Consider the following 18,400-nt stretch of genomic DNA (forward strand, 5'->3'; position numbering starts at 1 on the left):
ACTTTAAGGACTAAACATGACCCGTTCCGAAGCGCTATTTGAACAGGCTAAAAAAACCATCCCCGGCGGCGTTAACTCTCCGGTTCGTGCATTTAATGGTGTAGGCGGTTCGCCCCTGTTTATTGAAAAAGCAAACGGCGCTTATATTTACGATGCCGATGGCAAAGCTTATATCGACTATGTCGGTTCTTGGGGCCCGATGATCCTCGGCCACAATCACCCTAAAATCCGTGCAGCGGTATTAGCGGCAGTGGAAAATGGCTTGTCTTTTGGCGCACCAACAGAACTTGAAGTGCAAATGGCCGAGAAAGTCATCTCTATGGTGCCTTCTATCGAGCAAGTTCGTATGGTGAGTTCAGGTACAGAAGCCACTATGAGCGCCATTCGTTTAGCACGCGGTTTTACTAATCGTGACAAGATCTTAAAATTCGAAGGTTGTTACCACGGCCATGCGGATTGCCTGTTAGTTAAAGCAGGTTCTGGTGCTCTAACCTTAGGCCAACCTAGCTCACCCGGTATTCCAGAAGATTTCGCCAAGCACACCTTAACGGCTGTGTATAACGACTTAGATACTGTAAGAACCCTGTTCGAGCAGTATCCAACTGACATTTCTTGCATCATCATCGAGCCCGTTGCTGGCAACATGAACTGTATTCCACCTATCCCAGGTTTCCTTCAAGGTCTGCGTGATATTTGTGATGAGTTCGGCGCCTTAATGATCATCGACGAAGTGATGACAGGTTTTCGTGTATCACAAAGCGGCGCTCAAGGTTACTACGGCGTCACACCTGACTTGACCACGCTTGGTAAAGTGATTGGTGGCGGTATGCCAGTGGGTGCCTTCGGTGGCCGTAAAGATGTGATGCAGTTTATCGCGCCTACGGGTCCGGTTTACCAAGCGGGAACGTTATCTGGTAACCCAATTGCGATGTCAGCAGGTTTGGCGCAAATGGAAGCCCTGTGTGAAGAAGGTCTATACGAAGAGCTAAGCGCAAAAACCAAACGTATTGCAGAAGGTTTTAAAGCGGCAGCTGACAAGCACGGTATTCCAATGGCGATCAACTATGTTGGCGGCATGTTCGGTTTCTTCTTCACAGAACAAGCGGAAATCACCCGTTTTGACCAAGTGACCCAATGTAGTATTGAGCAGTTCCGCATTTTCTACCACGGTATGTTAGATGAAGGCGTGTACTTGGCACCGAGCGCCTATGAAGCCGGTTTCCTGTCTATGGCCCATGGCGAAGAAGAAATGCGCTTGACCTTAGAAGCGGCTGACCGCGTATTAGCGAGCATGAAAGCGGCAAGCTAAACCTAGATTTTAGGGTTGCTACACCTTAAAAATAACAAAGGGACGCAATAGCGTCCCTTTGTTTTTATTAAATTTAATTAGCTTTACTTAGATTCAGTTAGCTTTATTTAGCGTTAGTAGCTATCGGACTTTTTAGAACCTAAAGCCGATTTAAATATTATCGCCGCCACGACCAGCTGTATGGTCAAATTGATATGCTCAATGGCGAGCTCAGGCTGACTCATCACACCCAGCGCAAAAAGCTGCTTGCCCGAATACGTTAACCAAACCAGTGAGCCTAAAAGCAAAAGGCTCCGAATAACAAATGTCATTTACATCTACTCCAAAAACACAACATCCCGTGTTAACACAATATCCTGTGCCCAGATAAGAAAACAGCCACAAGATAGCGCTCACTTTGTATCCAGTCAAGATTTTGGCAAAGACATTTTTGTGACACGCGAATCAATTAAGCCATTAAGGTCAATAACAGGGGAAAGTGTGGAAAAACGACTCCACTTTGGCCTCAGCATTCATGGATCTCTTGCTGAACAAAAATTAATTGAAGGATCGACAAACTGACTGCTTAGACTTTAATCGTAGATCTCACTTTTAACGCGGTAATCAAATCAAACAATATAGTCAATCACACTAACAAAAATCAAAGTGCCGATATATAAAACCAGTTTATCGCTAAAATGCATGGGATCAACATCACAAAGCAGCAGTAAATTGAGTCACAGCTAACAGTTGCGTTCTTTAGCCCATTATGTTCTGATCCGCACGCGCTAACACGGCTAGCTTAATTCAGCCTTGATATGCTCAATCTTTAGGTTGACTCAAGTCGCCCTACGACATTAAAACAGCAGTTGGAATTGCAGTTATGTTAAATACCTTTCTCATCATACTGGCCGTGCTCGCATTGCTCAGTATTATTTTCGAAGAAGTGACCCACCTTAATAAAGCAAAAACCACCTTATTCTTTGGCTGTATCTCTTGGGTAGCGCTGTTTATGGCTGCTGGAGAACCGGCCAATGAGAAACTCGTTGCCCATCAACTCAATGAAAATTTGCTCGAAATTGCCACACTCTGGCTCTTTCTGATGTCGACCATGACCTTCGTCGCGTACTTGAACGCTAAAGGCATGATCCAAATCATGGTGCAAAAGCTGTTCCCGCAGAAAGTATCGGTGCGCATGTTGATGATCCAAGTTGCCCTGTTCGCACTCGTGCTCTCGGCATTTTGTGATAACGTCACCGCGACGTTAGTGTCATTAGGCTTATTAACCACCTTTAAACTCGACAAGCAAATGCGCCGCAGAATGGCAGTGTTGATTATCTTCGCAGTGAACTCAGGCGGTGTCGCTTTGATCACCGGCGATGTGACAACATTGATGATCTTCTTAGGCGGCCATGTGCATATGTCCGAACTGCTGATGTTGTTTATCCCATCGGCCGTGAGCGTGATTTTGTTGGCAACCCTGTTCTCACTCAAAGCCGAAGGCGTGGTGAGCACGACACCCATCAAACACACCTATCAAACCGTTGATGTCATGATTGCCCTCGTGTTCTTCTGCACGATTTTAATGACCATGTTACTGAACATATTGTTTGGTATCCCGCCAGTGCTGACCTTCCTAACGGGTCTGTCAATCATGTTCCTGATTGGCCATACCACACGTAGCGATAAAGAAGAAATCAAAATCCTTGAGTATATTCGCCAAGTTGAATACGACACCCTGTTGTTCTTCTTAGGTATTTTGCTGCTCGTGGGTATGCTTAAAGAAATCGGCACCTTAGACATGCTGACCGAAGCTTATACTATGTTTAATCCAAACATCTCTAACTTCGTCACAGGTATCGGCTCAGCCTTGATTGATAACGTGCCATTAACAGCGGCATTGTTAAAAGCAAGCCCTGTCCTGAATACTCCAGAATGGCTTGGCTTAACCTATAGCGTTGGCGTAGGTGGCTCACTGCTGATTATCGGTTCTGCATCGGGTATTGTGGCCATGAGTAAAGTGAAAGAACTGACGTTTGTGAGTTATTTAAAATACGTTCCAGCACTTTTCCTTTGCTACAGCGTCGGTTACGCACTGACCCTATTCTTAGCCTACAGACTGTTTGATTAAGTTGAGATTCATTAAGATCAAAAAAGGCGCCTAGGCGCCTTTTTCATTTCTACTCTTTAGCTGTGGCTTGCACAGATAACCGCTAGCATTACTCATCGTAAAGCCAGATTAAATTGCAGGCACTTTAAACTGGGTACCTTGAATATCTAACACTATGTCCCGTGGACGAATGGAGATAATCTTCAGCTTACCCGCAATCATATCCCCTTCCTGCAACTCTGCACCGTCCACATTCAGCCACCTTTGGGTCGGATCGCTGGAATAAACATGGGCGACAATATTAAATTCTGGCACTTGTAATTGCAGCCCAGCAGGTAGTTGACCGTATTTAGGGATATCATCTGCAGCCGTTTTAGGAATAGGATCTAATTTTGCTTCAGTGACATTCGTCTCCGCCGCATTGGTGTATTCCACATCCTTTAACGCACTTTGAAAGGAAGCAACTAACTTATCTTCATCGCGACTTTTGTTGGTTTCTAAACCGACATCTTCCGCCGCCGCACTCACTTGCTGACGCAGCGCCTCAAGACTCGCAAGACCCGACTCATTAGCATTAGCACCTAACATCATAGGTTGCTGTGTTTGCGTGTCTGTAGACATAGACGCAACTTCGCGACTTGCTGCGTCTACTTGGGCTGACGTCGACATATAGTCTCCGTAGCTGGAATCACTATTAATCGGATCGCTGTTGTTAGGAACACTATTTTTAGGAACACTGTAACTTTGAGCAGCATTGCTGTTCATATTCGCGCTAGAAGCCTGAGCCGAGTTTGCTACAGCCCCGCCCTGATATTGCGATGATGCAGTCAACTCGGGCAAAGTCTGTGCCCGAGGCAGCGCCACTTTTCCTGCGAGTCGAACACCTGTATTAGCACTGCCCTCAGATTGCGGCTGAGCAACCGATTCTGCCGAGGCAGTCTGAAGCTCACTTTTAGCCACTGTCGAAGCTGGTAATGAAGATGCAGTTAGTGGCAATACCTTTGCCACCGCCACATTGTTAGTTAAAGCATGTTCGGTTGAAATGTGTCGAGTTTGATCCCACACACTTAATCCCCAAGCGACGCCAATTCCGGCGGCGACTGCGACGACAAGTAAAGACAGCTTGCCTATCGGTACGCCTGATTTACGTGGCTGCGGGTAATTCGCCCTTGGCGTCATCACTGCATCGGGTAAAGGCGATTGTTGCTGTTGTTTATTGCGGGTCACGGCATCGAGTAAAATGGACATCAGCTGCGCGCCCCATTATCGGTTAAACGTGGACCTTGCTGACTCAAATACAAATTTAATCTCACTAATGTCTGATTTCCGGCAATACCATCGGCTTTTAAGCCATGCTGACTTTGGAAGCTTTTAAGATCATTTTCCAGTTGCACATCGAATTGATTGACCCTGCGAGTATTGCGATTATTCACATGGGCTAAGGCATTCTCTAACCATTGCAGTTGACCTGGACTCGATTTTTGACTGATATCCATCATAGGCAAATTAGGTGCTTGCCATAGGATTTCGAAGGTGCCACTAAAATGTTGATTAAACCATGCTCTATCAACCCAAAGTTGTTGTTCACCTAACTGCATCAGCAACTGCTCGCCATCTACCGCAATCACAGCGCCATAAAAATCCTGCAGGTTATCATCAACCAAATACACCACGGCTGGATAATTAAGCCGAGTCAGTGACATCCAGTTACCCTGCTGCTGATAACAAGCCAATCCTTGCTCAACCGCAGATTGGCAGGCGGTTAAACCTTTATACGGTACTTTGCCCCACACGCTAAACAAACCCGCAAAGGCAGTATCGATATCGCGACTCTGATTAATCGCATCATTAAGTAAGCGCTGATTGGGATCTGGAATTGACCCCTGACTGCTTTGCTGATCAACGGGTTGTACTAACTTGCTGATCTCTTCGGTCGCACTCAAAGCTTGAATGTTTGATGCAGCAACATTTGCTGACGCAGACTCTAGGCCCATACTAGACGCTAACGCAGTATTGACAGGCTTGTCGGTAAATAGCCAATAGGAAACACCAAAAGCGACAAATAACGCCGCAGCGGTCGCTGTCGGCCAAAGATACCTATTCTGAGTTGGCTCCTCTTCACCTAATACTTCAGCCGCAGCTTGCCGCACCATATGATGATCGATGGGCACCCGAGATTGCGCATAGCCCGCCATCAGCGAACGTTCACATAAGAGGTTAATTAATCGAGGGATGCCGCCACTGTACTTTTGTAACACCTTAACGGCTTTGCGAGTAAACAAAGGTTCAAATCGTCCCGCCACTTGCAAGCGATGCAATACATAAAGGGCGATTTCATCTTCATTTAGCGGTAATAAATGGTAGCGAGCAGTGATCCGCTGGGCTAACTGGCGCAACTCTTGGCGCTTCAATAACAGCTGTAATTCTGGCTGACCGATTAAAATGACCTGCAGTAACTTCTTGGTGTCCGTCTCAAGATTGGTCAGAAGGCGCAGTTGCTCCAATACCTCAGGGCGTAAATGCTGCGCTTCATCGATAATGAGCACGGTATTACGACCTTTGCTGTGATTGTCCAATAAAAAACGACTCAAGTGGTCGGTCAACTGCTTGAGTGTGGGATTGTCTCCGTAGGAAATCTTAAGTTCATCGCAAAGCGTGGCGAGCAACTCGAGCTCTGTTAGCGATGGATTAAGGATAAATGCGGTGTCGGTATTATCGGGCAATTGCCCAAGTAAACAGCGAGATACCGTCGTTTTACCCGTGCCAACTTCCCCTGTTAGCAACACAAAGCCGCCCGTTTCCCCTAACCCGTAGGTTAAATGGGCCAACGCCTCTCTGTGCCTATCACTCAAAAACAAATAATGGGGATTGGGTGCAATCGAAAAAGGGTTATCGCTGAGTCCGTAAAAGGCCTTGTACATACCACCAATCATCCTAATTTAAAAATAACGCCCCACGTTAAAGCGTCCCAATGTTATTGTCAAAATATCCGCAACATCAATGTGACACATAAGTGCGCAAATATCTCGCGACGACTTTATCCATCACCTTAATGGGCATGATAAGCTATGTTTATGACACATTAGCCGAATCTTGCCTGTGAAAATATATCTCGTCGGCGGTGCTGTGCGTGACAGCCTGCTCAATCTCCCTATCAAGGACAAAGATTACCTCGTCGTTGGTGCGACTCCAGAACAAATGTTGCAACTGGGATACCGCCAAGTCGGTAAAGATTTCCCAGTATTTCTGCATCCTAAAAACCAACAAGAATATGCGTTAGCCCGAACAGAACGAAAAATTGGACTGGGTTATGGTGGTTTTAGCTGCCATGCAAGTCCCGATGTGACTTTAGAGCAAGACTTGTTGCGCCGAGATCTGACCATCAATGCTATCGCCCAAGATGAAAAGGGCAACTTATACGATCCTTTTAATGGCATTGAGGATATTAACGCGCGCCTATTGCGCCATGTGTCGGATGCTTTCGTTGAAGATCCGCTTCGCGTATTGCGTGTCGCCCGCTTTGCCGCAAGGTTTCATGCCTTAGGATTTCACATTGCCGCAGAAACTCTGGCACTGATGCGCCAAATTAGCGCAAGCGATGAGCTTAACGCGTTAACAGCGGAGCGAGTTTGGCAAGAAGTCGATAAAAGCTTAGGCGGACCTCACCCCGAGGTCTTTTTTGAAGTACTGCACCAATGCGGCGCCCTTGAAGTACTCTTTCCTGAGATCTTTGCCTTATTTGGCGTTCCTCAACCAGAAAAATGGCATCCTGAAATTGATACCGGCGTGCATACTTTAATGGTGCTAGCCCAAGCCGCCCTTCTCACTGAGGATAAAAGCGTTCGTTTTGCCGCTCTCGCACATGATTTAGGCAAAGCCCTCAGTCCAAAAGAGCATTTACCTAAACATCACAGTCACGGCCAAAAGGGCTTGCCGCTGATAAAAGCGCTCTGCACCCGCTTACGAGTGCCGAACGAAACCCGCGATCTTGCGTTACTCGTCAGTGACCAACATCAGAACGTTCATCAGGCCTTCGAGCTTAGAGCCGAAACGATCGTAAAAATATTCGATAAAGCTGACTTTTGGCGTAAGCCAGAGCGCTTGACGCAGCTTATATTAGCCTGCATCGCCGATATGCGTGGTCGCACAGGATTTGAAAACAACCCCTACCCTCAGGGTGAATATTTAACTCAATGCTTCCTTGCCGCCAATAATGTCGATATTGCCGCCATTATTGCCGCAGGTTTTCAAGGCGCAGAGATAAAGCAGGCGTTAAATTTACGTCGGATTGAAGCGGTCAGTCAGTTTAAACAAAAAATGCAAACTAAACTGCCGACGGATGAACAGTAATTTGTAAAGGATTTGTAAGTGGCGCATCACTTTATAGTGAAAAATACCCTCCTTTACGATTAGAAATGTCGATATAACTTATAAAAAAAGCTTTTAAAAAAAATTTATATGCCTATAGTGGTTAAACACATTAATATTCGTAGCAAATTAAAATAGCTATGTCATAATTAGGCAGTTTCGCTTACAAAGTAACGAAACATTCAAATCCAACCTATTTTAAGGGATTTTTTACAATGAACAAAAAAGTACTGATGATTGCTGGTTTAGCAATGACTGCCCTACTAGGTGGTTGCGCGAACACTACTGCTCTGGAAGAAAGCGTTGCAACTCTGGGCAACAAAGTTGATCAATTGTCAGCTGATGTTGGTTCTCTGAAATCAGAGCAAAGCAAACTGTCTGCAGACGTTAAAGATGCAAAAGCAGCATCTATGGACGCACAAGCAGAAGCTAAACGCGCAAACGACCGTTTAGACAACGTTGCTTCTCGTTACAAGAAGTAATGAAAGGTAATTTAGCTTACTATTTAGTAAGTTAAGACAAAAGGCTTAAGAAAGATGAAAGCGTTAAGCACATCAATCTAAGCCTTTTTTTATGCCTGTCATTCAAGGTCTTGATACTCAAGATTGCCAATCCCGTAATACAAAAACGCAAAATTGACTTTAAATTTCCAAACGCATCTTTAAAGGCTATTCCCCAATCCCCTTAAAAAGTTAACTTTTGTATGCGCCTGTATAAACGGATCCCATTCGTCTTTTAATTAAAACCTTTGTTATTAATCTAAGCTTCTCATTTAAACTTTTAAGTATTCTTAAAAGTCAGTCTCGTTTATCTTAAAAATGGTTTTTTATAAAAAAATAATATTTCTCTTTTAAAGAAAAGCTATTGACAAAAATCGAGGCTACATGGGAAACAAAGGCAATAAGAAGGTTGTATTTGTCACAGAACAAATAGGCCTAAAGTTAAAAATAATAACAGCTTCGGCCCATCCAACATAAAAACAACATAAAAACGTCAAACAGAATCATAGACTTGAGTAATATAGCCTTTTAAAGCATCTAAAAACCATCGAACTAAGTCTATGAATTGGCTTAAAATTAACCGCATCAACTGCAGGTTTTAACCTATAGCGATTCAACCACGCGTTTATGTGCTGAGACTAATACATAGTCAATTTCCAACGACTCAAAATGATTAGCTTGAATATCGTGTTTCATCTTGTCAGTTGCACGCCACGCATAAGGCGCCATATCCAATAGCGTTAATGCCTGCTCACCGGTAACAGATAAGGTGAAGCTCAGTGCCTGAGTGTCTTTTACCGATAATGCAGAGGGCAAATTCACTTTGAAAGGTTTTTCAGCCAAGTCAGGATAAATATATTCCCTGAGTTGCCATAGGTGTCGTGGCCCAGGCATAACCAGTAACATGGTCCCATCGTCTTTCAACATCCTAACAGACTCTTTTCCCTTTAACGGCCGATCAATAACAGTAATAAAATCCACACAATTATCGATAAAGGGTAATTTTTTAGAAGAGCTTAAACACAAGATCCCAGGAGTCTGCGCCTTCGCTGCAGCAAAAATAGCATTTTCTGCGTCCGCTACGCCCACGTACTGGACGTTTAGCGGATTTTCGACCTCAGCCAGCTTGGAAGCTAAAGCACGCAAGAAGAAGCCCTCAGCGCATTCATAATCCAATAAACAAGCATCAGGCGTAATAGATCCAGTGATTATCTCAGCCAGTTTATCGATCAAAGGTGAAAAGATGCCTGATTCGAGCAGAAAACGCTTAGCTCTAACTTGCTCGCGCGAATCACCAGTTGGCTTTTGGCGTTGTGGTTTAGTAAAAACCCAATAGCCTTGCTCATTCCGATCGAAGTGATGCTTATTGACACAATAAAAACCTTGGGAGGCTTTGTGTTGTTTTAACGCAAGTCCGCAGGTTGGACACTGATATTCGAGACCCATATAAAGCTCCAAAAATAAGTTAAGCTTCAGAAAATGAGGAAGCTCCAAAAACAAAAATCGGGTACATGACCCGATTCTATGATTTATTATCTCACTATGATGACCAAACTCGCGTGGCTAGAAGAAGATAAATCCACACAAGACTGCACCTAGTGCTAAACGATAGATCACAAACGGTGTCATTCCCATGCGGCTGATGATTTTTAAGAAGTAATGAATACAGGCATAAGCTGCAACAAACGAAATCATAGTTCCTAGGATTAACGCTTGATAATCAATCGGAAGCTCACTTTTCGCCAGGTCTTTACCCACTAAAATCGCCGCGCCTAAACTCACAGGAACTGACATTAAGAATGAAAAGCGGGCCGCTGCATCACGACTTAAGCCTAACATTAGCGCCGCTGTCATAGTGGCACCAGAGCGCGAAGTCCCTGGGATCAAGGCCAATGCCTGCGCGAAACCAATTAACAAGGCTTTACGCCAGCCCGTCTGATAAACCGTTAAATCGCGGCGCGACATCTTATCGGCCCACCACAACAATAAACCAAATACGACGGTAGTAACCGCGATGACCTCAGCATTACGTAGGTGAGTCGCGATAAAATCCTTTGCCAGAAAACCAAAAAACACCGCTGGCAAGGTCGCCAGAATAATCCACCACGCCAGCTTGCTGTCTTCGGATTGTTGACCTCTGAAAATGCTCGCAATCCAAGCATTAAACATAGTCCATAACTCGTGTCTGAAATAAATTACCACAGCAAATAACGAACCGGTATTCACCGCCACATCGAAGGATAAACCTTGATCTTCCCAGCCTAAAAGCTGTGCGGGTAAAATTAAGTGGGCAGAACTAGAAATAGGTAAAAACTCGGTTAGCCCTTGAATAAGCGCTAAAATAATGACCTGAAACGTATCCATGACAATCCTATCAATAAATTAAAACGTCAGCCCTGGGGGCCATTCAAACGTCACAGGCCAAAGTCGCTGTGAATCTTTGTCATACTCTTGCCACAAACTTGCATAGCTTTTATCTACCACGGGATGAATCAATTCCGGCGCTAACTCGGCTAATGGCCATAACACAAAGGCATTATTGACTATCTCAGCACGGGGCAGCACAACAGGTGTTTGGCATACCACATGGTCATAAAGCAGCAGGTCCAAATCTAAGGTTCTTGGGCTAAATTTCTTTGCCCCGGCAAGCCGGCCGTGATTCTGCTCGATTTGCTTAAACTGTGCAACTACCGCCGCTATATTAAGATCCGTTTCAGCGCTAGCAACCATATTCAAAAAATTAGTGCCACTGAAACCTACCGCTTCACTTTCATACATAGAAGAGAGGCGCAGCGGCCCGAAACACGCTCGCAGCGATGTTAATCCTGCTTGCAGATGCTGTTCAGGCTCGATATTGCTACCCAGACTGATATAAATACGTGCCATGCTAATGTCCGATTTATCTGAAGATAAACACTATTTCTCAATCAACAGCGCAGTTGATCAAGTACTCATCTAACGTGAACGTTCAATCTCGACGCCAACCGAAGCTGCAGTCGCTACCGCGCCTGGCTTCATCACGACAACTTTCACCCAAGTCACGTTAAATTCTTGAAGTAGGCAATCGGCCACTCGCTCGGCAACCGTTTCGATTAACTCGATTGGATGCTCAGTAACAAGTTGGGTTAATCGATTGGAAACTGTCTCATAGCACAGCGCATATTGATAATCATCCGTCGCTGCGGCAGGTTTGTTATCCCACGCCATGTCTAAGTCTAATAACAGGCTCTGATGGATTTTCTTTTCCCACTCATAGACACCAATCACAGTATCAATGCGCAATTGCCGTATAAGTACCTTATCCATGCTTTCTCCAACTAACTGACTACTATGAGGTCTGATAAGCTAAAAGCGATCCTAGCTGTATAATCCGCAATCTTCTGACAGATAACTAATTTACTTTCTACTCGAGCCAATCCACAGTAGGATAACGCCCTAAAAGGATTTGCTCATTCAGAAAATATCTCAGCCCTAACTAGGCGAGTTATCGCACAAACCTAAAGCGGGATTGGCAACTGAGTCAGCTTTTTAAATTGTTGCGCGATAATACCTTAAGACGCGTAAGGAAACCAATGTGAGTCCATTAACACAGACACTTTTGATGATTTTGGCCGCCTATTTGGCGGGTTCAATCTCAAGTGCCGTGCTGGTTTGTAGGATGAGAGGTCTACCCGATCCAAGATTGCAAGGTTCAGGCAATCCAGGAGCCACCAATGTACTAAGAATTGGCGGCGCGAGTTCGGCTGCCATGGTGCTCTTTTTTGACATGCTGAAAGGTGCAGTGCCTTCTTATTTAGCTTATCTCATGGGCATAGATGCAGTGTCACTCGGGCTCATCGCCATCGCCGCCTGTCTTGGACATATTTATCCGGTATTTTTTGGATTCAAAGGTGGCAAAGGCGTTGCTACTGCCTTTGGTGCTATGGCCCCCATTGGTGATGATTTAGCGATTTGCCTAATGGCATCTTGGGTCGTCCTATTGTTAATTAGCCGCTACTCGTCCCTTGCCGCCATTCTTACCGCTTTACTGGCGCCCCTTTATACTTGGTGGCTAGACGACAGATTCACCATTCCCGTTGCCATGTTGTCGACACTTATCATCATTCGCCATAAAGACAATATTCAGCGCTTACTCAAGGGTGAAGAATCTAAAGTGTCACGCAAGAAGCGTCCAAAAAAATCTTGAGATCACATTACGCCCAATAAAATTACCCCAATAAAAAACTGCGCTAAAAGCGCAGTTTTTTATTTCAGCATTAATACATCGGCATCAAAGGCGTGTTATGCCACAGGTGGCAAGGTATCTAACGGCCAGCGAGGTTGACCTTTTACCGCTAAATCTTCGTATTGTCCCGCCTTTAAACGCTGTAATCCCGCAAAGGCAATCATGGCGCCGTTATCGGTACAAAACTCACCGCGGGGATAAAACACTTGTCCACCTAGCGAGTTCATCATTTCAGCTAAGGTTTCCCTCAAACGCGTATTCGCACTCACGCCACCGGCGATCACTAAGCGGTTATAGCCAGTTTGCTTCAGCGCACGGCGACATTTAATCGCTAGCGTATCAACCACGGCTTCTTCAAAGGCGCGGGCAATATTGGCACGAGTTTGTTCATCGTCAGGTTCAGCGGCAATGGTATTGGCGGTAAAGGTTTTTAAGCCCGAAAAGCTAAAATCGAGTCCGGGTCTGTCGGTCATAGGACGCGGGAACTTATAGCCTGCGGGTAAGCCTTTAGCGGCCAGTTTCGCTAAGCGCGGACCGCCGGGATAATCCAGCCCCATCAACTTGGCAGTTTTATCGAATGCTTCACCCGCGGCATCGTCAACCGACTCACCTAACACTTCATAGCGGCCAATCCCATCGACTTTAACCAACATAGAATGGCCACCAGAAACTAATAAGGCCACAAAGGGGAACTCAGGTGCGTCATCTTCGAGCATAGGCGCCAGCAGGTGCCCTTCCATATGGTGCACACCGATTGCAGGCTTGTCCCAAGCAAAAGCCAGTGAACGCCCCACACAGGCGCCGACAAGCAAAGCACCAATTAAACCTGGGCCCTTGGTATAGGCAATCCCGTCGAGATCAGCCATTTCAGTATTCGCATCTTTCAGCGCTTGACGAATAAGCGGCACAATTTTGCGTACATGGTCACGCGACGCCAACTCAGGCACCACACCACCATAGTCAGCATGCAACTTAACCTGACTGTATAAAGTGTGCGATAATAAGCCCAGTTCATCGTCATAGACGGCGATACCTGTCTCGTCACAAGATGTTTCAATACCTAGAACCCGCATGGTGTCTCATCAATTGCTAACAAAAGGGCGCTAATTCTACCTGCAAGCGCTCGATTACTCCAGTCGCACAGGCCATATTGAGTCCACTATAGGACTGAGCTCAGTTTTAGGGCTTTACAAGCCTAGGTGTCTCGGTATAAAATTCCGCACCATTTTAAATAGACTTGGTTCGAGTAATTGAACCAGAACAACCTACACCTAAGGGGTGATGGCGTATGCCAATTATTAAAGTACGTGAAAACGAACCATTCGACGTAGCTCTGCGTCGTTTCAAGCGCTCTTGTGAAAAAGCTGGTATTTTAGCCGACGTGCGTGCTCGTGAATTCTACGAGAAGCCAACTACTGCACGTAAGCGCGCAAAAGCAGCTGCAGTTAAACGTTTAGCTAAGAAGCTTTCTCGCGAAAACGCACGTCGCGTACGTTTATATTAATCTCATATGAGCCTAATTGATCAGCTAAAAGACCACATGAAGCAGGCCATGATCGCCAAAGAGAAGGCGCGCTTGAGCACTATTCGTATGGCATTAGCCGCCATCAAGCAGATTGAAGTGGATACCCGCGAATCTCTGACTGATGAACAGGTTATAGCGGTCTTAACCAAAATGGTGAAACAACGTCGTGACTCGATTGCTCAATTTGAAGCAGCGGGTCGTAACGAGTTGGCCGACGTGGAAGCAGCAGAGATTCAAGTTATTGAAGCTTTCCTGCCTACCCCTCTTACAGAGGCGGAAGTCGCGGCGCTCATCGATGCAACTATTGTAGAAGTAGGTGCATCCGCCATGGCGGATATGGGCAAAGTAATGGGAGCATTGAAATCTAAAGTGCAAGGACGTGCAGACATGGGCGCTATCGGCGCTATGATCCGTGCTAAATTGCAATAATTAGCGTTTCACTGTATGAACAAGCCGCGCCTATGCGCGGCTTGTTTGTTTAAATTCGCGCAAGGCGGGATTTTAAGCACTCAATGGCAATACCTCGTGATTTTATCAATGAGCTAATCGCTCGCACTGACATAGTCGAACTTATCGATCGTAAGGTGCCCTTGAAAAAGGCGGGTAAGAACTACTCGGCCTGTTGTCCTTTTCATAGCGAAAAATCACCTTCGTTTACCGTCAGCCGTGATAAACAGTTCTATCATTGCTTTGGCTGCGGTGCTCACGGCAACGCCATCGATTTTGTGATGGAGTATGACCGACTCGATTTTATTGATGCCATTGAAGATTTGGCGGGCCAGCTTGGATTAGAGGTTCCCAGAGAACAAGGCACAGGCAAGCGACATGATGACGGTTTAAGTCGTGACTTATACCAACTCATGGAAGAAGCGAGCCTTTACTTTCAAAACCAACTTAGACAACACCAAGATAAACAAAAAGTTATCGATTATCTTGCCTATCGCGGTTTATCCGATGATGTAGTCGAACATTTTGGTATTGGCTTTGCGCCAGACGGTTGGGACGGCTTATTGGGCCGCTATCGTCAGAATCAAGATGCGCAGGATAAGTTACTGACTGCGGGTATGTTAATTAGCAACGACAGTGGGAAACGTTACGACAGATTTCGTGACCGCCTCATGTTTCCTATCCGCGACAGACGCGGACGAGTCATTGGTTTTGGTGGCAGAGTTTTAGGTGATGGCACACCCAAATACTTGAATTCTCCAGAAACGCCCATATTTCATAAGGGCAATGAGCTTTATGGTCTCTATGAACTAAAGCAACGCTATCGCGATCCTGACAAAGTACTGATCGTTGAAGGCTATATGGATGTGGTGGCGTTGGCGCAATTTGGTGTCGATTATGCTGTCGCATCATTAGGCACCTCGACCACGGCGGAGCAATTTCAGCTTTTGCTGCGCAGCGCTAATGAAGTGATTTGCTGTTACGACGGCGACAGAGCGGGTACTGAAGCGGCTTGGCGTGCCTTAGAAACGGCATTGCCATTATTAAAACCAGGCGATCAAGTGCGATTTATGTTCCTGCCTCAGGCCGAAGATCCTGATTCTATGGTACGTAAGATTGGTAAAGATACATTTGAAACCTTAATGGTTTCAGCCATTGCACTACCCGAGTTTCTGTTTGATACGTTAGCGACAAAATACGGTACAGATAAAGGCAACTTAGCGAAACAAGCTTTTATCTTAATTGAAAAAATTCAAGACACTGTGCTGCAAAATTTACTACTTGAGAACTTAGCTCACAAGTTAGGAATGAACAGCTCAGAAGATATGAAAAAGAAGCTAGGCTTTAGCGTGAAACAAGCTAAACCAATGGCAAATAAAGGATTAAAAGGACGCGGTACACCATTGCGACTCGCCATCGCACTGCTAGTACAACATCCTAAACTGGGTATGGGCTTACCCCCACAACCCGCACTCGCCCACTTGCAGATGCCAGGCATAGAATTGCTGCCACTGTTATTGGAGATGACTCGAGAGCAAACGTTAAACAGCGCACAACTACTTGAACAATTCAGAGAGCACCCTTACAGCGGCACTCTCCATAAATTGGCCCAATGGGACCATCAAGTGGCGGATGAAAACTTGCTCGAAAAGTTTAAACAAACCCTGGTTTGGTTGAACAATCAATATATTGAACAACGATATCAGGAATTGAGTCTAAAACAGACTCATACTAAAGAAGAGAAGATGCAGCTCTCGAAGCTGATCTCAGTCATGAAAGGGTTAAACTGAGGCAAAAATGTCCTCATTCACTGTCCCAGTGACTAGCACAGACATGTGCACACGGCTATAATTGACGATTTGCGCGGCACTTAGCTCATGCTAAGTGTCCGTCGTTGTAACAGTTTCCCAACTTGGATGATATCTATGGATCATACTCCGCAGTCGCAACTTAAGCTGTTGCTTGCCAAAGGTAAAGAGCAAGGTTACTTAACCTATGCAGAAGTGAACGATCACTTACCTGCAGACATGGTCGATTCTGACCAGATCGAAGATATTATCCAGATGATAAATGACATGGGTATCCGGGTGTTCGAAGAAGCCCCTGATGCCGATGACATGATGATGTCGGAAGACAACACAGACGAAGATGCCGCTGAAGAAGCCGCTGCCGCACTGGCAACAGTAGAAAGCGAACTTGGCCGCACAACCGATCCCGTGCGCATGTACATGCGTGAAATGGGTACCGTTGAGCTTCTGACCCGCGAAGGCGAAATTGTTATCGCCAAACGCATAGAAGAAGGCATCAACACAGTTCAAAGTTCAGTCGCCGAATACCCACAAGCGATCGCTATGATCCTTGAGCAATTCGACCAATTTGAAGCCGACGAACTGCGCTTATCTGATATTATCTCTGGATTTGTTAACCCGGACGAAGACGTTGCACCGACCGCCACTCACATCGGCTCAGAATTATCTGAAGAAGAGCTGGAAGATGAAGATGACGAAGAAGATGACGACGACACTGAAGATGAAGAAGAAGGCAACAAAGGGCCTGATCCTGAAGAAGCACGCGAAAGATTCGGTCAACTGAGAACAGCCTACGAAAGTGCACTGAAAATTATCGAAGCTAAGGGCCGTGAACACCCTGAATCGGTAAAAGCGCTATTCGAAATCGGTGAAATCTTCAAAGAATTCCGCTTAGTACCTAAACAGTTTGACCGTTTAGTGAAAAGCATGCGCACTATGATGGATCGCGTGCGTGTTCAAGAGCGTTTAGTGTTAAAACTGTGCGTTGAACAAGCCAAAATGCCGAAGAAAAACTTCGTCAAACTCTTCACTGGCAACGAAACTAACCTCGATTGGTTCAACACTGAGAAAGCCTCAACTAAACCTTATGCCGAAGGCCTAAGAATGGTTGAAGACGACGTGATCCGTTGTCGCACCAAGCTTGCTGCAGTTGAAGAAGAAACCGGCTTAGCAATTTCTGCCATAAAAGACATCAACCGTCGTATGTCAATCGGTGAAGCTAAAGCGCGCCGTGCGAAGAAAGAAATGGTTGAAGCCAACTTACGTCTGGTAATTTCTATCGCGAAGAAATACACCAACCGTGGTCTGCAATTCTTGGACTTAATCCAAGAAGGTAACATTGGCTTGATGAAAGCCGTGGATAAATTCGAATACCGTCGTGGCTACAAGTTCTCGACCTATGCTACTTGGTGGATCCGTCAGGCGATTACTCGTTCTATTGCTGACCAAGCGCGTACGATCCGTATTCCAGTACACATGATCGAAACGATCAATAAGCTGAACCGTATCTCTCGCCAAATGCTACAGGAAATGGGCCGTGAGCCTTCACCTGAAGAACTGGCTGAGCGTATGATGATGCCGGAAGATAAGATCCGTAAGGTACTGAAAATCGCTAAAGAACCTATCTCCATGGAAACCCCAATCGGTGACGATGAAGATTCGCATTTAGGTGATTTTATTGAGGATACGACCCTCGAACTACCACTGGATTCAGCGACCAGCGAAAGCTTGAAAAACGCCACTCACGAAGTGTTAGCAGGTCTAACCGCCCGTGAAGCGAAAGTACTGCGTATGCGTTTTGGTATCGATATGAACACTGACCACACACTTGAAGAAGTGGGTAAGCAGTTCGACGTGACCCGTGAACGTATTCGTCAGATTGAAGCTAAGGCACTGCGCAAACTGCGCCACCCTTCACGCTCAGAAATCTTAAAATCATTCCTAGATGAATAGGCCGTTATAAGCCTAAAGTCAGCTAAGTAAGATTTGAAGCCCTGCCTATGCAGGGCTTTTTATTGCCTCTCCGGCGGCAATGTCCGCATAAGCACGCCATGAAAGCATTAAATTTAGCCGACGATGGCATTTAAGTTGATTAACAGATAACCAATTGAATCAGTTGCGTGAATTTC

Annotated in this window: 17 protein-coding genes; 9 read left to right on the forward strand and 8 right to left on the reverse strand. The window is 45.6% G+C overall.

What is annotated here, in order from left to right; genetic code table 11:
• The first annotated feature begins 16 nt into the window (after window positions 1-16).
• Window positions 17-1,309: a glutamate-1-semialdehyde 2,1-aminomutase gene (gene hemL, locus KV201_RS06425; protein WP_226058846.1), complete on the forward strand. Its 1,293-nt coding sequence runs from the start codon at window positions 17-19 to the stop codon at window positions 1,307-1,309.
• Between the two features lie 113 nt (window positions 1,310-1,422).
• On the opposite strand, the gene KV201_RS06430 is transcribed toward hemL, so the two are convergent.
• Window positions 1,423-1,620 (reverse strand): hypothetical protein, encoded by a 198-nt coding sequence (locus KV201_RS06430; RefSeq protein ID WP_006085044.1) that lies wholly within the window; start codon window positions 1,618-1,620, stop codon window positions 1,423-1,425.
• A gap of 551 nt (window positions 1,621-2,171) precedes the next feature.
• On the opposite strand from KV201_RS06430, the gene nhaD reads away from it, so the two are divergent.
• Window positions 2,172-3,419 carry a sodium:proton antiporter NhaD gene (gene nhaD, locus KV201_RS06435; protein WP_006085043.1) on the forward strand — a complete coding sequence of 416 codons (1,248 nt, stop codon included), beginning with the start codon at window positions 2,172-2,174 and terminating at the stop codon, window positions 3,417-3,419.
• A gap of 108 nt (window positions 3,420-3,527) precedes the next feature.
• Here the strand turns inward: nhaD and KV201_RS06440 are convergent, their stop codons facing one another.
• Together KV201_RS06440 and KV201_RS06445 are read right to left on the reverse strand one after the other, a co-directional pair.
• On the reverse strand, window positions 3,528-4,646 hold the full coding sequence (locus KV201_RS06440; RefSeq protein WP_226058847.1) for a general secretion pathway protein GspB: 1,119 nt from the start codon (window positions 4,644-4,646) through the stop codon (window positions 3,528-3,530).
• Complete coding sequence (locus tag KV201_RS06445) at window positions 4,646-6,319, reverse strand: ExeA family protein (protein ID WP_226058848.1); 1,674 nt, start codon at window positions 6,317-6,319, stop codon at window positions 4,646-4,648. Before KV201_RS06445 ends, KV201_RS06440 begins: the two co-directional genes overlap by 1 nt.
• Window positions 6,320-6,497: 178 nt before the next feature.
• Here KV201_RS06445 and KV201_RS06450 point away from each other — a divergent pair, with 178 nt between their 5' ends.
• Together KV201_RS06450 and KV201_RS06455 are read left to right on the forward strand one after the other, a co-directional pair.
• Window positions 6,498-7,748 (forward strand): multifunctional CCA addition/repair protein, encoded by a 1,251-nt coding sequence (locus tag KV201_RS06450; RefSeq protein WP_226058849.1) that lies wholly within the window; start codon window positions 6,498-6,500, stop codon window positions 7,746-7,748.
• A gap of 233 nt (window positions 7,749-7,981) precedes the next feature.
• Window positions 7,982-8,248, forward strand: a complete 267-nt coding sequence (locus KV201_RS06455; protein WP_006080732.1) for an Lpp/OprI family alanine-zipper lipoprotein — start codon at window positions 7,982-7,984, stop codon at window positions 8,246-8,248.
• Between the two features lie 621 nt (window positions 8,249-8,869).
• Here KV201_RS06455 and KV201_RS06460 read toward each other — a convergent pair.
• From KV201_RS06460 to folB, 4 genes are all read right to left on the reverse strand, one after another.
• The gene (locus tag KV201_RS06460) at window positions 8,870-9,712 is read right to left on the reverse strand and encodes a putative RNA methyltransferase (protein ID WP_226058850.1); all 843 of its coding nucleotides are present in this window, start codon (window positions 9,710-9,712) and stop codon (window positions 8,870-8,872) included.
• A 117-nt stretch (window positions 9,713-9,829) separates the two neighbouring features.
• Window positions 9,830-10,630: an undecaprenyl-diphosphate phosphatase gene (locus KV201_RS06465; RefSeq protein ID WP_226058851.1), complete on the reverse strand. Its 801-nt coding sequence runs from the start codon at window positions 10,628-10,630 to the stop codon at window positions 9,830-9,832.
• Window positions 10,631-10,648: 18 nt separating this feature from the next.
• Entirely contained in the window at window positions 10,649-11,152 is a 504-nt protein-coding gene (gene folK / locus KV201_RS06470) for a 2-amino-4-hydroxy-6-hydroxymethyldihydropteridine diphosphokinase (protein WP_006080729.1), read from the reverse strand.
• Between the two features lie 69 nt (window positions 11,153-11,221).
• Entirely contained in the window at window positions 11,222-11,572 is a 351-nt protein-coding gene (gene folB / locus KV201_RS06475; protein ID WP_006080728.1) for a dihydroneopterin aldolase, read from the reverse strand.
• A gap of 268 nt (window positions 11,573-11,840) precedes the next feature.
• Here folB and plsY point away from each other — a divergent pair, with 268 nt between their 5' ends.
• Window positions 11,841-12,452 (forward strand): glycerol-3-phosphate 1-O-acyltransferase PlsY, encoded by a 612-nt coding sequence (plsY, locus tag KV201_RS06480; RefSeq protein ID WP_006080727.1) that lies wholly within the window; start codon window positions 11,841-11,843, stop codon window positions 12,450-12,452.
• Between the two features lie 95 nt (window positions 12,453-12,547).
• Here the strand turns inward: plsY and tsaD are convergent, their stop codons facing one another.
• Complete coding sequence (tsaD, locus tag KV201_RS06485) at window positions 12,548-13,564, reverse strand: tRNA (adenosine(37)-N6)-threonylcarbamoyltransferase complex transferase subunit TsaD (protein WP_006080726.1); 1,017 nt, start codon at window positions 13,562-13,564, stop codon at window positions 12,548-12,550.
• Between the two features lie 215 nt (window positions 13,565-13,779).
• Here tsaD and rpsU point away from each other — a divergent pair, with 215 nt between their 5' ends.
• The 4 genes from rpsU (at window position 13,780) to rpoD (ending at window position 18,224) form a co-directional block, all read left to right on the forward strand.
• Window positions 13,780-13,995, forward strand: a complete 216-nt coding sequence (rpsU, locus tag KV201_RS06490; protein WP_006080725.1) for a 30S ribosomal protein S21 — start codon at window positions 13,780-13,782, stop codon at window positions 13,993-13,995.
• 6 nt (window positions 13,996-14,001) lie between these two features.
• Window positions 14,002-14,445 carry a GatB/YqeY domain-containing protein gene (locus tag KV201_RS06495; protein WP_006080724.1) on the forward strand — a complete coding sequence of 148 codons (444 nt, stop codon included), beginning with the start codon at window positions 14,002-14,004 and terminating at the stop codon, window positions 14,443-14,445.
• Window positions 14,446-14,528: 83 nt separating this feature from the next.
• On the forward strand, window positions 14,529-16,253 hold the full coding sequence (gene dnaG, locus KV201_RS06500) for a DNA primase (RefSeq protein WP_226058852.1): 1,725 nt from the start codon (window positions 14,529-14,531) through the stop codon (window positions 16,251-16,253).
• 135 nt (window positions 16,254-16,388) lie between these two features.
• Window positions 16,389-18,224: an RNA polymerase sigma factor RpoD gene (gene rpoD, locus KV201_RS06505; protein ID WP_006080722.1), complete on the forward strand. Its 1,836-nt coding sequence runs from the start codon at window positions 16,389-16,391 to the stop codon at window positions 18,222-18,224.
• The last annotated feature ends 176 nt before the right edge of the window (window positions 18,225-18,400 follow it).

Origin of the sequence: Shewanella sp. SR1 (assembly GCF_020447145.1) — a bacterium.
Taxonomy (GTDB): domain Bacteria; phylum Pseudomonadota; class Gammaproteobacteria; order Enterobacterales; family Shewanellaceae; genus Shewanella; species Shewanella baltica.